The following is a 15,843-nucleotide window of genomic DNA, read 5'->3' on the forward strand; positions in this document are numbered from 1 at the left end:
TACCGGAAACTATATTTGGACAAACAACCTGTCTAAATTATTGTCCGCATCTCCATTTGCGACTTCAAAAAACATTTTTCATGTTTATTTATGGGATAATCTTGCGATGTTGTTGGCGGGGGTTTTCCCCGGCGTTACTTGGCACGGCATTAGCCACACACTCGAGCAGGTCGTGTTCCTGCCAGCTATCCAACAACACCCACAAGAAGGTGGATGCGCCCCATCGCGGATGCACGTACGGGCCATAAGGCCTATGCCGACTGTCACGGGGATTTTCGTAATCTCAGACAAAACGCACAGAAGCAGTTCTGTACATTTGCACACCAATAATATAAGTTATCAAAAGTTCTCTGTCAAGATGCACCAAACACCAAATACACAACCTTATCGTAATTCGCCACGAAACTCACAACCATTGCGTTTCAAATACACAGAATCTAAATTCGTCTACAGGATTAATGAACATGTTTAACGCATCACTTTCATGGATTAAGAGCAAGCAAGTCTTCCTGAAAATTCAGGCGGGCACGGGAGACAATTTGCAGCAAGAAGACATTCGGGAAGGATTCACCGACTATTGCCTATGGTCCACGTTCCGGCCGGAATGCATCGACACCGACGGCGAGCTTGACATGGAATGCCTGGACAGCGGAATGGTCCTGTTCAGGGAAAACTGCACCCCCGGAGAGGCGCTGGAATTGAGCTACCGGCAAGCCTTCGGCACCGACTTCGACAAGGACGACATCGCGGTACTGATGGAAGAATGACGCCGCCTTTTCACTTGATGGGGGAAGCCTCCCCCTGCCTGCAGCCCCGGCATACGTCATTGCGAGCGTAGCGAAGCAATCCATAGCCGGGTCTTCCGGACACCCTCTCTCCTAAGGGCTCCGCCCCTAAAACCCCAAAACATTTTTGCTGTTAATGATTTTTTACTCAAAGTTTGGTAAAATTAATGCGTATTAATTGTTATATAAATAGACATCTTTAAAAGGATTTTTTATGGCTAGACACACATTCACTTTCCAAGGTGGAGAAGAACTCACAACAATGGGAGCAAGTTGGTTTGTATCCTACTGCTACTATAAGAAAATAAAGTCAACGCACTTAAATTGGCGAAAACCATCCACTTACACAAATCGTATAAGTGTCTTTGGAAGAACTCAAAATATGCACAAGTACTATCTTGAACGAGTTCTCGAAATGGATATAACTAATCTGAATAAAAATCGAATTGATTTGAGCGGAATTCAAATCAAAGAGATGGCTAAAGAGCTTTTAGAAAAGTGGTAATTGAAATTTTTGCAAATATCCTAAAATGTCATTATATGTCACCATAAAATTATAGATTTTATTCAGCAAACAAAAATGCCTGTACATTCATTTTTCAACATGGAGGTTTATAATGAATGTTTTGCTTGATACAAGTATTATTCTCAACAAGATTCTTGGAAATAAAGCCGACCAAGACGTCAAAATCCTCTTTAAGTGGCTCGATCGTTCGAAAAGTCAAAAGGTCATTCATGCCAGGACGGTCGAAGAATTGCAGAAAACGGAACCAACTGCATTTCTGTCGCTGAACCTGTCTGAATTCAAAATAATTCAAGAAGAACCAGCCGCGCAGAATGCAGATGGTGCGTATCTTTTGAATGCGATTGCATCGAATTGCGCCGATTTGCTCATTTCCGAAGATGAAAAAATCCATGCCGTAGCCAAGTCGCTCAATCTTGCAGACAAGGTGCTCGACATCGACCAATTCCTTGAAAAAATCTTTGCCGACAATCCGGAAATGGTGGATTACAAGGTCCTTAATGTCCAGAAAATTCCTTTCGGCAAGATTGACCTTGACGATCCGTTTTTTCTTTCCTTAAAGAATGACTATATGGGTTTTGCGGAATGGTTTCAAAGAAAACGCAACGAAATAGCTTACATAACCTTTAATTCTAAGAACGGAAAACTGTTGTCGTTTCTTTATCTGAAAATTGAAGGTCCTGAAGAGAACTACGCCGACATTCAGCCAGCCTTTCCTCAAAAGAAAAGGTTGAAGGTGGGGACTTTTAAGGTTATCCGTAATGGCTTTAGGCTCGGAGAAAGGTTCCTCAAAATCATTTTCGACAATGCCTTGAAACATAAAGTCGATGAAATTTATGTAACTATTTTTGATAGGAGCGACGAACAAAAACGCTTAATCGCCCTGATGGAAAAATGGGGCTTCGTATATTGGGGGAAGAAGGGCGAAGAAAACATATATGTCCGTAATTTCGTTCCAGAATGTGATGGCGAGAACGTGAACAAGACCTACCCGTTCATTTCCAGGAACCGGGACACCTATATCGTGCCAATATACCCGGAGTACCACACCGAGCTTCTTCCTGATTCCATCCTGAATACCGAGTCCCCTGAAGACTTTGTGGAAGATTCGCCGCATCGCAATGGCATTTCTAAAGTCTATGTTTCACGAGCATGGGAACCGCACCCCCGCAAAGGCGACATCCTTGTTTTCTATAGGACTGGCGGACTCTACAAGGGCGTTGTAACGACAATCGGCGTGGTTTCTGATACAAGGGAGTCCTTTGCAAACAAGGAAGAATTCATCAAGTATTGTCTGAGAGGTAGCGTTTTCCCCGAAAAAGAACTCGAAAAAATGTGGGACTACAAGCCACAAAAGCCTTTTGTTGTTAATTTTCTTTATGTATATTCATTCCCGAAGAGAATCAACATGGAACGGCTTATTGATATGGGAATCTTCAAGGGTGTCAATGATGCCCCGAGAGGGTTTTACAAAATATCAAAAGACCTGTTTGAATCCATCTTAAAGGAGACTGCGAGTGAAGGCCGTTTTATTGTCGATTAAGCCAGAATTCGCCCACAAGATTTTTGAAGGCTCGAAAAAGTTCGAGTTCCGCAAGCAGGTTTTTAAGGACACTTCTGTAAAGAAGGTTATCGTGTATTCGTCTTCTCCGGAACAGAAGGTTATTGGCGAATTCGAAATTGAGACCATCTTGAGTGACACGCCCAACAATATCTGGATACAGACAAAACTGTACTCAGGTATTTCGCAGGAATTTTACGACGAGTATTTCAAAGGTCGCGACAATGCGTATGCGATTAAGGTCGCTTCTACAAAGAAATACCGCAAGGAAAAATCCCTAGCCGATTACAACGTTCAATCTGCTCCGCAATCTTTTGCGTATGTAGAGGTGTAAATGTCCGTACCTAAGTTTGAAGAATTCCTCTATCCGTTCCTGGTTCAAATCAAGGACCGCGATTTGTCTTCTAAAGAGATGCGCGATGCGCTGGTTGCTCACTTTGGCTTGACGGAGGCTGATTGCGTTCTCAAGACAAAGAGCGGAACCAACACTCAGGTGAACGACAGGATAAATTGGGTTCGTCAGTATTTGCGTCGGGCACTTTTTGTGGACCTTCCGCAAAAGGGCGTATATCACATTACCGAACGCGGCAAGGAATATCTGCAAAAGCACAAGACACTTTCTAAAAAAGACTTGATGGCATATCCGGAATTTTCGAAATATGCTACCGGCTCCACTATGGGAGAACCCGTCAGTCCGAGTCCTGTTCCGGTCGAAAACGAGTCCCAGGACATGACGCCGACCGAATTGCTAGAACAGGCCTTCGACAACATTAATCGCGACTTGGCGGAGGATTTGCTGCAGAAGGTAATGGAACAGACTCCGAGATTCTTTGAGACTCTCGTTGTCGACTTGTTGAAAAAGATGGGTTATGGTGGATCGTTCGATGATTCCACAAAGGTGACGCCCTATGTTCATGATGACGGAATAGACGGCATCATTTACGAGGACAAGTTGGGCCTGGACAAAATATACATCCAGGCGAAACGCTACAAGGCGGACATCACCGTCGGTAAACCGCAAATTCAACAGTTCGCGGGCGCGTTGGATGAGCAAAAGGCGACAAAGGGCGTCTTTATCACCACAAGCGATTACAGCAAAGAAGCCCGCAACTATGTCGAAAAACTGAGCAAGAAAATTGTGCTTATCAACGGCCAGGAACTCACGCGGTTCATGATTGAGTTCAATGTCGGCGTAAGCACCAAGAAAACCTACGATGTCAAGCGAATTGACTCGGACTATTTTGAAGAGTAGAGATGTCTAAAAAGTTTACATTTATTGACTTATTTGCAGGATGTGGAGGATTATCAGAAGGCTTCTATCGAGAAGATTTTAAAGCGCTTCTACATTTGGAATGGGATCCGGCTGCTTGCAAAACATTACGGACAAGGATGAAGCATTATGGATACAAAGCATCAGAAATAAACAATGCTGTGCTTTGTGATGATATCACTAGTTCTGATATAGTTGAAAAAATATCGTCTAGGATAGATAAAGATGTGGACATTTTAGTTGGAGGCCCTCCTTGTCAAGCGTTTTCGACGCAGGGGCGGGCACAAGATCCAAATTCAATGAAGGATGATCCGCGAAATTACTTGTTTGAAAACTATTTGCTGGTGTTAAATCATTTTAAGCCAAAGTTTTTTGTCTTTGAAAATGTTCGTGGAATCCTTACTGCAAAACCGAAAGGAAAAAGGATTTTTGACGAAATAATTTCAAAAATGCGAAAGACTTATAAGGTTTGCGACAATTCTAAAATAATACTTTTGAATGCTGCGGATTATGGGGTTCCTCAAATTCGAGAAAGGGTTATTCTCATTGGCGTCAGAAACGATATTGATGTTGAACCCGAAGAGATATACAAGAGTGTTGCAAAGACGAATAGCAATGATAAAAATTCAAAGTTGCCACCATATGTGACAATCAAAGATGCTATTTCAGATTTGCCATTTGTTCTTCCTTCTGAAGGCAAAGAAGTTTGGGAAAATTACGAAACGCACGTTCACAATGATTTCCTTTCTAAAATCAGACCCGATAATTTTAAGGCTGTTTATAACCACACGGCAAGAACTCAAAATGAGAAAGATCGAGAACGCTATCGCATTTTGAGCGAGCATCAAAATTGGCAACTGAAAGACCTGCAGAAGGTTCGCCCTGATCTAATAAATCACGATCCGAAGCATTTTGGAAACAGATACACCGTTCAAGAGTGGGGTAAACCGGGAAAAACGATATGCGCACACCTTTACAAGGACGGGAATCTCTTCATCCATCCCGATCCAAAACAGGAACGAACTTTTACTGTTCGTGAAGCGGCCCGCGTTCAATCTTTTCCAGACGATTTTTTCTTTGAAGGTTCTAAAACGGAACAATACCGTCAAGTTGGAAATGCCGTGCCGCCATTAATGGCTCAGGCTTTAGCAAAGGCTATCAAGAAATTTTTAAAAAAGGTTAATTAAGTGTACGAATTTATTGATTTGTTTTGTGGTGCAGGCGGCTTTTCAACGGGGCTTGAATTGGCTGGTTTTAAGTGCATTGGTGGAATAGATAATATAGAAACCATTGTAAAAACTCATGCGTTGAATCATAAAAATTCAAAATCTATTTGCGGAGACATAAGAGAAATTCCTCCTGAAAAGTTTGCGAAGATTATTGGCAAGAAAAAGGTTGATGTCATTATCGGTGGACCTCCTTGTCCGACTTTTTCGACAATCGGAGATGCAAAAATTCGATCTGTTACTGGTTTGCCGACAGAAAAAGACCCTAGAAATCAGTTGTTTCTAGAATACCTAAAGTACGTTGAGTATTTTCGTCCTGAAATATTTGTTATTGAAAACGTCCCGAATTTTATAACAAAATATAATGGCAAGATTTTTAATACCGCTGTCAAAATTATTGAAAGTATTGGAAAAGAGGAAAATGATGGAGAAGGGCTGTATGAGGTAATCAAACCTGTTCAAGTTTTGAATAGCGTATATTATGGGGTCCCGCAGACAAGAAAAAGAATGCTTTTGGTTGCCCAAAAGAAATCAAAACAAAAATTCTCCTATCCAAAGCCAACTCATTACTATGATCAGGAAGATAAGAAGGGGTTGAAGCATTTTGTAACTGTCGGCGACGCAATCAGTGATTTGCCCAGAATTACGGATAATTGGCGTGTTTCAGAAGTAGAGTATTCCAAATATACTCGTTTGAATGACTATCAAAAAATAATGCGCTCGAATCATAGTTCGAGATTTGTGTCTAACAACATTTGTAGAATGTCTAATGACAGGGCAAAGCAAGTTTTTCCGCATATGCCACAAGGTGGAAAATATATGGATTTGCCCCCTGAAATCCGAAGGATTCTGCCATTTAGAGAAGACATTTTCCATGACAGACTGAAACGTCTGATAATGGATCAACCTTCTTGGACTGTTATTGCACACATTGGAATGGATGGATACATGTACATCCACCCGACTGAAAATAGAACTCTTTCTGTTCGTGAAGCCGCACGACTACAGTCTTTCCCAGATGACTTTGTTTTTGTTGGAAATCAACAAGAGACCTATGTCCAAGTAGGAAACGCTGTTCCCCCGCTTTTAGGAAAAGTGATGGGCGAAAGCATAATGGAATTCTTGAAGAAACGGAGGACTAAATGAAAATCCTTATCGTAAAATTTCGGACTAACGACTTAGACCCAAGTTATGGGAAGCAAGTTGAATTCAGTTCAAAGAACGTTCAAGAGTTCTTTGAGTTTGATAAAACAGAGGAATACATCACCTTTATTTACAATGATTATAATTTTAAACCCTCGCTTGATAAAAAAAGTATAAAGGGATACTTAAAGCTGAGCCCAGCACGAGGGGACTATAAAGTCTATCAAAATTTGGATGGATCACTTTTTATAAAGGATTTTTTTATTCATGAACTAGGACTGTCGTTAGTCGCAAACAAAGATGATTTCTTTATTTTGGCAAAAATTTCTAGTAAGGAATATTTTCTTTCATATATTCCAAATAGCTCTGATTTAGGAAAATTTATTTCTAAAAATAATTTAAGCGGAAGGGTTGTTGACGTCCAAAGAGAAGAATTAGACAAATCTGTTGATAAAGGTCTAGATGCAAAAGCCCAATTGTCTAATCTTACTTTACAACGTATTGTTTTTGGCGCTCCCGGTACGGGAAAGAGCCACACATTGGAAGATGATCGAAAAAACAGTGACTTTGCAGGCTTCGAAAGAGTTACGTTTCATCCTAATTATAGTTTTGCTCAATTTGTTGGTTCCTATAAGCCAATGGTAAAATCTACCGATTTGTCATTTGATCTTGATGCAGAAAAAAAACATGTTTTAGAAATTTTGAATGATGAATCTAAAAGTGGCCAAGAAAAATATGATTTATTGTATGAACAGTTCAAAAATGATACTGGGTTGACTAGATTACCTTTATTGATCGGTCTTTATTCAAATGATGATTTCAAGACAAGAAAAACAGATGGGACGCCAGCCGTCGGAGACAACAGTGTTGAAAGAAATCACGGACGCTTCATAAGGCCCTATGTGTCTCTTTATAGGAATCATGTGAAAGACGAGGAAATTACATATAAATATGTTCCTGGTCCCTTTATGCGGATGTATGTTTCGGCAAAAAAGGATGAAAATCATAATTATTTGCTTCTAATAGAAGAGATTAATCGAGCTAATGTAGCCGCTGTTTTTGGCGATGTATTCCAGCTTCTTGACCGAAAAAATGGCGTTAGTGAATATCCCATTGCTGCTAGTGAAGATATCAAGAAATATTTAAAAGATAACGGAATTGATGATTGTGAAGAATTGAGAATCCCAAACAACATGTACATCTGGGCGACAATGAACAGTGCCGATCAGGGCGTATTCCCGATGGATACGGCCTTCAAGCGTCGTTGGGAATTTGAATACATCGGAATAGATGAAAATGAAGATGGAATTAAGGATTATGATGTTCCACTTCAAAAGAAAGAAGATGGCTCTCATGAATGGGTAAAGTGGAACGATCTTCGTCATTCTATCAATGACAAGTTGACAGAAATGAAAATCAACGAAGACAAGTTGCTTGGTCCCTATTTTATTTCAGAAGAAAAGTTGAAGTTGGTTAAAGGCGAAAAAGAAGACAATGCCGACGAATTTGTCAAATCCTTCAAGAGCAAGGTGCTGATGTATCTTTTGGAAGATGCCGTAAAAATGCGTCCTGGTGACCTTTTTGATGAAAATGCTGTTGGCAGGTTGCGTTTCTCGGATATATGCAAAAAGTTTGACGAAATCGGCCAAGGCATTTTTAACTTCAAGAAATGACAAAAGTAGAGCCATCCTTATTTCAAGAATTGAAACGATACTCCCTAAATGAGATTAGGGAGCGTCTGGGATGTACCTCTGAAAATGTAAAAGCCTACATAAATACACTCCGCAAATACGGGATTGTAAAAATAGCCAAGAAAGACAGTCTTGATTTCGCGGACTTGACCAATGATGACCTTGTCATAGCGGATTCTGCAGAAGAGGTGTCGGGAGCATGCTACAAGTTTGATTTTGTTGGCATTGTCGCCGTAAAAGACAAAGTGGTCTTCTGCTACCCAAAATACACTACATATTCCGACAAAGAAAAGATTCTCGAAGAATTAAAGTTGGCAATTAAGGCTATTCGCAAATACGATTCTAAAGGCGAATTGGTTCATTTGCATAATAGGGACGATAAAGGCGAGTATAACAAATTGGCTTTATCGTTGCACATTTTGCAGGATTACTTCGAGAACGATGTCTATACAAACATTCAAGAAATCATAGAAACCAATGGCGATGGCGAAATCGACTGGGACCGAACAATTAACGAAACCTTTGCCTATATAAAAGACAATCGCCCTTATTATTTGGAAGTGAAAACACGATCTTCGCAAAATGACGATTTAGATTATTTCAAATGCCTGCATGAAAGCATCGTTACTCAATGCTCTAAATATCTTAAGGAATTGACGATATTGGATTTCTTTGACATGCCTGAGGTCCTTCTAAGTGAATCAGATTTGAAGGACTTTGGCGATACGGATTACATCCTCTACCGTCTGGAACGAGAAATCGCAAACCAATTCATCACAAGAAAGCAGAATCTTTTAAAAACGCTTTACACATTTGTCGCCACATCCGGAACAAGTTCGCAAGAGAACTCTTATAGCCTCTATGGGACAAATTGCATGAACCTGGTTTGGGAAAAAGCCTGCGGACAGATATTTGGAAATATACATGATCAAGTTGAATCGGAAATAAAGAAGCCCCAATGGTATCTAAATGGCGGGCATTACGAAACAAAAACTTTAATTCCAGATATCATAGCTAAATGTGAAATCAATGACAGAGAAGTATTTTGCATACTAGATGGGAAATATTATCTGGTTAAAACGGAAGGGGATATTTCGGGAAACCCTGGTGTACAAGATGTTGTAAAGCAATTTGCTTACCATGAATCATTCCATGATTACCTTTGTAACCAACATTGTGAATGCGCTTTTAATGCGTTCTTATTTCCATTTGCCGATGCAGGAACCTCTCCAGAAAAAGAAATTCTTATACGCGGCTTTGTGACAATGCTAAAATGGGGCGTGGAACAACTTGTACCCATATATCTTGTGTTTTTAAATCCTTCTTTCGTATGGAACAGCTATCTCAACGGTTCTAATCAAAAGAATGAATTAGTTGAGGCGATGAAAAGAATTCATCTGGTAGATGTTTATAAAGACATCTTGGAATATCCAGATACGCTACAATATATGGATTAATAAAGAAGTCGCTTATATAGGATTTTGTTCATTATATATGTTATTATCTAAAAAAAATATGCTGCATATGCCTATTTAGGCAATCAGGCCGGGTGCTTGTGTAAACACTTTTGCTGTTGAAACTGCGGAAATAAATAGTGAAGTAAACTTTTTCATCAAAAAAAATATATTAAACCAAAAAAAGAGGTCTTTATGGATATCTACATGCCAGAAAAAATGTTGATTTTAAAATTTAGAAAAAACGACTTAAGCACAGACTCCGGTAAGCAAATAGAATTTTCTGGTGCGTCGGCAATGAAATTTTTTGGCATACCCGCCAATAAAAACTCGGACGATTACGAGTTTATTTATAAGGCGAAAGATGATTATAAAAGCGATAAAAACGACACACGTATTCAAGTTCAACTTAAGAGAAGCAACCAGCGCAAGGACTATAAGATTTATCCGCCAAAATCTTTTGAAGACGGCTATTATGAAGGTTCCCTGAAAGATTTTTTACTAAAAGATTTAGGTTTATGTGAGCGAAACAACTCGAACGATTATCTCGTTTTTTACGAGGTCGGTGAGAAAAAGATTGGGTTTTCTTATTATCGATCTGATTCAATGTTTGTATTTGACAAAGAATCGAAAAAAACTGAGAAGAATAACGATTCTTACAATCTGGTTTTTTATGGAGCCCCGGGTACAGGCAAATCGTTTGAAATGAAGAAAAATACTCTTGACGGAAGCGTCGTACGCACAACTCTTCATCCGGATAGTGATTATTCTACTTTTGTTGGGTCGTATAAACCTACGATGAGACCTGAGGAAGCAGTAGGTAATAGTAAAAACGTTAAGGAAGTGATTGCCTATAGCTTTGTTAAACAAGCGTTTTTAAAAGCGTATTTGGGAGCATGGAAAAAATATTCCGAAATGGAGGGTGGAAATGGGGCGCTTCCAAAACAATATCTTGTTATAGAAGAAATAAACCGTGGTAATTGTGCTCAAGTATTTGGAGATATATTTCAACTGTTAGACCGTTCTGAAAACGGGTTTTCCACATATCCAATCGAAGCGGATGATGATATTCGGAAAGAAATCGAAAGATCTTTCAAAAACGACTATAAGTTGAGTTCAGTTTTGAAGATAAATACTGTTGTAGACGGCTATATAAGCAGTATTCCTGGTTCAGATCTTTCTCACGATGTGCAGGAAGGTCGCGTTCTGTTATTACCGCCAAATTTATATATATGGGCGACAATGAACACAAGTGATCAATCCCTGTTTCCGATGGATTCTGCGTTTAAACGACGCTGGGAATGGAAGTATTTCCCTATAAAAGAAGACGTAAATAAGAAATGGTATATTTCTTTTGGAGAAGAAAATAATCTTCAAAAATGTGAATGGTGGCGTTTTCTGAAGGAGATTAACCGTAGAATCGGGGACCTCACGAGAAGCGAAGATAAAAAAATAGGTTTTTATTTCTGCAAAGCGCAAAAGGGTGAAATTAAACAAGAAGCTTTTGTTGGAAAGGTCTTGTTCTATCTCTATAACGAGATTATGAGAATTTATGGCATAGAAGACTTCTTTACAGACGAGAATGATACCAAAGAAGAACCTATATCATTCCAAAGTTTTTATAAAGAAGATGGCTCTATTAACGCAAGTAAGGTTGAAGAATTTTTGAAAAAAATGGGATTAGTTCAAGCAATACAGTCCGTGAAATCTTATACGATTGACAATGACAATGAAGAAATTTCGGCTAATGAACTCATTCATAAGACTCTAGAAAAATATATTGACAAGAATAATACTGAAAGTGCCGAGGATATTGTCAAAAAATGGAATAGTGAAATGGGACTCAATCTTGTTACGACGGAAGAAATAGACGAAGCTGATAGTCTAGAAGATGGCCATGGAGACCTCATATATATAAAGCGCGTTTTAGAAAACGATGATCTCGAGCTTTTTATTCAAAAAGTTCAAGAGAAATTTAAAATAAAAATAAAATTGTCTACAAAGAACATCAAAAAAAATAAATGAAGATTTTGATTGAAGCGTACAGTTATAATGGAAATTCCGTTAAGAACATTCTTAAAGGGATCTCTAATTTACGTGACGTAAAAGGGAAAGTTAATGTTAATTATGTGGGTTATTTTTATAATCCATCTTTAAAAGATTGCGTTTTCATTTTACCAAGGGTTTTGCTGAATAAGGAGGAAAAGGTTTTTGGGAGACTTAACCCCGAAGAAATCATAGATTTTGATGACTCTAATTCGAAATTTAGTGAGTCAGAACGGGCGTTTATTTACGAGCTTGCTGTTTGGATATATCGTGCTATTGTCGTTTTTAACGAACATAATCCCACAAACACGATTATTCGCAAACAAGATGCCCCGCAGATGAACCCAAGCCCCTTGCGCCGATATAATACTTTCCTGGACATTTTACTTGCTTTACAAAAATTTAATCGTGAGAATCAACAGCTAATTTTTTCAATCTTAAAAGAAATCCGTTCTGGTTACAATAAAATTAATTGGAACAAGACAATTAGTCGAAATAGGGTAATTGTTCAAGACGGAACCCCCTTTTATTATCAGTTTGTTAATAAGAGGAGGGTGAATAATCCGGACGAAGAACTTCTGATGATTTATTATTCCATTTTAAATTACATACGTGAGGAATACGGATTTCCCATTCAGATAGCTTTAGGTTTCGACTTAATCAAAGGACCTTCATTTGATCAGTATTTGAACGGAATGGGAATCGCTCGTCTACGTCAAATCAGATATAAATATTTCAGCGATGTGTCCCTGTTTTTGTGGGATCTTTGCTATGCATTCTTCGAAAAAAGTAAGAAAATAAGCATGGATGTCAACGAACAAGAATATTTATTAGCCGCTAACTTCGAAACTGTTTTTGAAGCAATAATTGATGATCTTGTCGGAGACCCCCATGAAAATTTCCCCAAGGGTCTGGTTGAACAAGATGATGGCAAGCGAGTCGACCATATGTATAGATATAATGATTTGATAAGAGGTGATGCTAATGAGAATTTAATCTATTATATAGGCGACTCTAAATATTACAAGCAAAAAACGCTCCTTACGAAAAATTCAGTTTATAAACAATTTACGTATGCTCGCAACGTAATCCAATGGAATATAGACTTATTTTTTAATGGGCAGGCCAATGAGAAAAAAGGTCATGTCAAGTTAAGAGATGACGATACAGAAGGGTATAATGTAATTCCCAATTTTTTTATAAGCGCCACGCAAGAAGAGTTTAATCGAAACGATAATATCAAATTAAAAACAAAAAAACCTTTTTTCAGCTTTCAATTTGAAAATAGATTGTTTGACAGAGACACTTTGTTGATTGCTCACTACAATGTAAATTTTTTGTTCGTTATATCTCTTTATGCCCAGAACAATCTTTCGCAAAAAGATAAGTGGAAAAAGAAAGTTCGCGAAATGTTCCGTAAAGAAATCAGGGAAATGTTGGAAGAAAAATTTCATTTTTATATTATGAAGGCACATTCAGATGCGAAAGCAATTCCTTTCTTGCGTAAAAATTTCGGTTCAGTATTGGGCAAGGTTTTTTCACCGTACAAAAATAAAGAATATTACTATTTGGCTTTGAATAAATCAGAAAAATTTAAAAAAGACAATAATATCGTGTGTGAATTATTGAAGGAACAGTTTGACATACGCCCATGCAAACTAGGCGATAAACTTGAGAATTTATTTTTGAAATAGGTTGTTAGTCTTGAGTGACTAGGTTCGCCTTTAATGTTGTTTTTAAAGAAAGGTTGTTTTGGCTGATGATGCTTGATTTCTACGTTGAGATTTGTTATTTGTCAATCATCAGTGCCTCTATGCATTTCTGACACACCACCTCTTGTGTTATTATATCTTGCTGCAACGTTTTGTCGACTTTTTCATTGAAAACTGGCGTATTTTTTTTGTCCCTTATCCAGGTATTAAGATTTACATAAGTTAAGGAGAGCACATTAATTGTATTTCCTGTTGAATCCTATCCAAATCAAGATTTATTCTGACCGATTTGGATGTGGAACCCGGGCAACATGCCGGAAGAAGTGAAGGTGAAGGACCTTTTCAAAAAGCATGTTTCTAAACCGCGTAACCCCAATATCGCCAATGTGTTTTTTAAGAGCGGTTATGTGGAAAGCTGGGGGCGCGGCTATTACAACATTGAATTGGCTTGCGAAGAAACTGATTCCAAGCTCCCTAAGCCAAAGGCCGAATTTGGCGGGCTTACGGTTGAATGCCGTGCAAGCGATCCGTATAAGGAACTTGCTAGTAAATGGAATATAGGTGGGGCGAACCGAACTATAAACCTGCCTATAAATAGTACGCAAAAGATGTTGCTGAATTTGTTGCAAGAGAATAATTCTTACACTTATGACGAGTTAGCCGATAAGATGCAGAAAACTCGAGAAACCATACGTGAGAACGTGAAAAAACTTCAGGAACTCGGCCTCATCCGTAGAGTCGGCGCGCGCAAAAACGGCCATTGGGAAATTGTTGAGAAATAAATGATTTTTCTGTTCGAAGAATTTGCCTACAGTACCGATTACTTCAAGGAGGTTATCGGTTATAGGGGCAATAGCGATTTCCAGAGCGAGAGCGGTTTTAATACCAAGGCGGCCGACACGGGTGCCAAAATAAATGGCGTCGGTTATTGCTTTTTCAACGGGAATCCTGTATTCGTGCTGCCCAAGGTCTTTCTCTACAGCAACAATACAAGGGCTTTCGGCGTGCCGATTGCCGCTGACGGCAAGGATATTTTCGGAAAGGGCGAGTCTCCTATAAAGAATGTTCAGCGCAAGTTTCTCTCGTCGCTTTCGACTTGGCTCTATTCCGCTATCGACAAGTACCGCGCCGACAGCGATGTGATTGGCGTCCGTTCCCCGGACCACATGGAACATTCCAAGTTCAGGGGCGATGCCCGCTATGCGACTCTGCTCGATGTCATGAGCAGCATGGAACTGTTCTACAAGAAAAACCAGAACCTGTTCGTCTTTGTCGCCAAGAACAAGCATAGCGGAAACAATCGGATTAACTGGCAGAGGACCATCGCGAAAAAGACGCCCTTTATTCAGGGCGATTCGCCAATCTACATGGAGCTGGTGAACGAGAAGAAGGTTTTCGATCGGATTTGTCCCGGAGTACAAAGACGACGATCAGTACGGCGATCCGTATTTTTCGAAGAAAGGCGAGAATACGGAGCCAATCAAGCCCGACGATGAAAACATGTGGGATAAGCGCAACCGTCATTTCCGCAATCGCCTCTTTGACCGCGACACGCTCCTGCTGAAGGTGTACAACATAAACTTCTTGTATGTGCTAAAGACCTACACCTCCAAGCATTCGTCCCTGCGCGACGATTTCAAGAAGAAGACCCGAAAGAGATTCCGCGAAGATTTTTTGGAGCTGCTGGATGAAAAATACGTATTTTACGCAGTATGGTCCAAAAATTCGGAGACCGAATTTGTCAATGCTCATTTCCGCATGCTTGCTGGAAAAATTTTCAAGCCCGCAGATTTAAAATGCCTTATATTGGCTTTGGAAAAAACTTCCATTGATGACGACGATGTAAAAGAAATGTGGAAGAGGATAGAGGGCGATTGCGAAATGATAGCCCGCGTAACTCCCAAAGAAATTTGGGAGAACGACTTGAGTGATTTGGAAGAAGCTGAATTTGAGGAAAAATCAGTTATCTTTGATAAGTCGCTAAATGGTTTCTTTGTCAAGAGAGAAAGTTTTGAAAAAGCCAAAATAGGTGAAGTCCATAGGCTTCCTAAATACATCATGAATAAACCTGTTGTAGGCAATGTGTTCTTGCAAAATGGATTTTCAGCCGGCAACCCCAAATTTTCTGACAAGGACGAATATTACTTCTTGCCCTGCAAAGAAGGCTGATTTTTTCGATTTTGCGTTAGGGATAGTGACCCGAAGGGCGGCGCTGTGGCGCCGTGAGCGAAGCGAGTATAGCCCGACCCGGCGAAGGGTAGGCCCCATCGTGATTCTATCGCTAAGCTCCAGAATGACAGTCCAGGGGGACAGGGGCCTACCGAGCTGGGGAACGCCTTGTAAAATTTTCTTGCACCCCTAGCCAACATTTTCGATATTAGGTACATTAATGCAGCACGTGATTCTCTGTCAAATGGAGAATCGCGTCTTTT

15 protein-coding genes are annotated in these 15,843 nt (G+C 39.6%); 14 read left to right on the forward strand and 1 reads right to left on the reverse strand.

Annotated features, from left to right (window positions below):
* A partial coding sequence (locus B7982_RS15115; protein WP_233138601.1) for a hypothetical protein occupies window positions 1–472 on the forward strand: 472 nt, incomplete at its 5' end.
* Between the two features lie 109 nt (window positions 473–581).
* Here the strand turns inward: B7982_RS15115 and B7982_RS15040 are convergent.
* Window positions 582–851: a hypothetical protein gene (locus tag B7982_RS15040; RefSeq protein ID WP_198953285.1), complete on the reverse strand. Its 270-nt coding sequence runs from the start codon at window positions 849–851 to the stop codon at window positions 582–584.
* Between the two features lie 148 nt (window positions 852–999).
* On the opposite strand from B7982_RS15040, the gene B7982_RS14615 reads away from it, so the two are divergent.
* From B7982_RS14615 to B7982_RS14675, 13 genes are all read left to right on the forward strand, one after another.
* A complete protein-coding gene (locus B7982_RS14615; protein WP_088661399.1) occupies window positions 1,000–1,290 on the forward strand; it encodes a hypothetical protein in 291 nt (96 codons plus the stop codon).
* 112 nt (window positions 1,291–1,402) lie between these two features.
* Window positions 1,403–2,851, forward strand: coding sequence for a hypothetical protein (locus tag B7982_RS14620; RefSeq protein WP_088661400.1), 1,449 nt, complete (start codon window positions 1,403–1,405; stop codon window positions 2,849–2,851).
* Complete coding sequence (locus B7982_RS14625; protein WP_088661401.1) at window positions 2,826–3,203, forward strand: hypothetical protein; 378 nt, start codon at window positions 2,826–2,828, stop codon at window positions 3,201–3,203. Before B7982_RS14620 ends, B7982_RS14625 begins: the two co-directional genes overlap by 26 nt.
* Complete coding sequence (locus tag B7982_RS14630; protein ID WP_088661402.1) at window positions 3,204–4,121, forward strand: restriction endonuclease; 918 nt, start codon at window positions 3,204–3,206, stop codon at window positions 4,119–4,121.
* Window positions 4,122–4,123: 2 nt separating this feature from the next.
* The gene (locus B7982_RS14635) at window positions 4,124–5,326 is read left to right on the forward strand and encodes a DNA cytosine methyltransferase (protein ID WP_088661403.1); all 1,203 of its coding nucleotides are present in this window, start codon (window positions 4,124–4,126) and stop codon (window positions 5,324–5,326) included.
* Window positions 5,327–6,511, forward strand: coding sequence for a DNA cytosine methyltransferase (locus B7982_RS14640; protein WP_088661404.1), 1,185 nt, complete (start codon window positions 5,327–5,329; stop codon window positions 6,509–6,511). It abuts the gene before it with no gap.
* The gene (locus B7982_RS14645) at window positions 6,508–8,181 is read left to right on the forward strand and encodes an AAA family ATPase (RefSeq protein ID WP_088661405.1); all 1,674 of its coding nucleotides are present in this window, start codon (window positions 6,508–6,510) and stop codon (window positions 8,179–8,181) included. Before B7982_RS14640 ends, B7982_RS14645 begins: the two co-directional genes overlap by 4 nt.
* Window positions 8,178–9,656, forward strand: coding sequence for an LlaJI family restriction endonuclease (locus B7982_RS14650; protein WP_088661406.1), 1,479 nt, complete (start codon window positions 8,178–8,180; stop codon window positions 9,654–9,656). Before B7982_RS14645 ends, B7982_RS14650 begins: the two co-directional genes overlap by 4 nt.
* A 192-nt stretch (window positions 9,657–9,848) precedes the next feature.
* On the forward strand, window positions 9,849–11,678 hold the full coding sequence (locus B7982_RS14655) for an AAA family ATPase (RefSeq protein WP_088661407.1): 1,830 nt from the start codon (window positions 9,849–9,851) through the stop codon (window positions 11,676–11,678).
* Entirely contained in the window at window positions 11,675–13,393 is a 1,719-nt protein-coding gene (locus B7982_RS14660; protein ID WP_088661408.1) for an LlaJI family restriction endonuclease, read from the forward strand. Before B7982_RS14655 ends, B7982_RS14660 begins: the two co-directional genes overlap by 4 nt.
* A gap of 311 nt (window positions 13,394–13,704) precedes the next feature.
* Window positions 13,705–14,193 carry an ATP-binding protein gene (locus tag B7982_RS14665; RefSeq protein ID WP_088661409.1) on the forward strand — a complete coding sequence of 163 codons (489 nt, stop codon included), beginning with the start codon at window positions 13,705–13,707 and terminating at the stop codon, window positions 14,191–14,193.
* Window positions 14,194–14,907 (forward strand): LlaJI family restriction endonuclease, encoded by a 714-nt coding sequence (locus B7982_RS14670; protein ID WP_088661410.1) that lies wholly within the window; start codon window positions 14,194–14,196, stop codon window positions 14,905–14,907.
* A gap of 94 nt (window positions 14,908–15,001) precedes the next feature.
* Window positions 15,002–15,580, forward strand: a complete 579-nt coding sequence (locus tag B7982_RS14675) for a hypothetical protein (RefSeq protein WP_144065979.1) — start codon at window positions 15,002–15,004, stop codon at window positions 15,578–15,580.
* Window positions 15,581–15,843 lie beyond the last annotated feature (263 nt).

This window comes from Fibrobacter sp. UWB2 (assembly GCF_002210425.1).
In the GTDB taxonomy this organism is placed as follows: Bacteria; Fibrobacterota; Fibrobacteria; order Fibrobacterales; family Fibrobacteraceae; genus Fibrobacter; species Fibrobacter elongatus.

Excerpts from the sequence above, each read along its gene's own strand:
- B7982_RS14665 (WP_088661409.1), top strand. The coding sequence starts at position 13,705 with ATGTGGAACCCGGGCAACATGCCGGAAGAAGTGAAGGTGAAGGACCTT.
- B7982_RS14615 (WP_088661399.1), top strand. The coding sequence starts at position 1,000 with ATGGCTAGACACACATTCACTTTCCAAGGTGGAGAAGAACTCACAACA.
- B7982_RS14630 (WP_088661402.1), top strand. The coding sequence starts at position 3,204 with ATGTCCGTACCTAAGTTTGAAGAATTCCTCTATCCGTTCCTGGTTCAA.
- B7982_RS14670 (WP_088661410.1), top strand. The coding sequence starts at position 14,194 with ATGATTTTTCTGTTCGAAGAATTTGCCTACAGTACCGATTACTTCAAG.
- B7982_RS14635 (WP_088661403.1), top strand. The coding sequence starts at position 4,124 with ATGTCTAAAAAGTTTACATTTATTGACTTATTTGCAGGATGTGGAGGA.
- B7982_RS15040 (WP_198953285.1), bottom strand. The coding sequence starts at position 851 with ATGGATTGCTTCGCTACGCTCGCAATGACGTATGCCGGGGCTGCAGGC.
- B7982_RS14660 (WP_088661408.1), top strand. The coding sequence starts at position 11,675 with ATGAAGATTTTGATTGAAGCGTACAGTTATAATGGAAATTCCGTTAAG.
- B7982_RS14650 (WP_088661406.1), top strand. The coding sequence starts at position 8,178 with ATGACAAAAGTAGAGCCATCCTTATTTCAAGAATTGAAACGATACTCC.
- B7982_RS14645 (WP_088661405.1), top strand. The coding sequence starts at position 6,508 with ATGAAAATCCTTATCGTAAAATTTCGGACTAACGACTTAGACCCAAGT.
- B7982_RS14620 (WP_088661400.1), top strand. The coding sequence starts at position 1,403 with ATGAATGTTTTGCTTGATACAAGTATTATTCTCAACAAGATTCTTGGA.
- B7982_RS14655 (WP_088661407.1), top strand. The coding sequence starts at position 9,849 with ATGGATATCTACATGCCAGAAAAAATGTTGATTTTAAAATTTAGAAAA.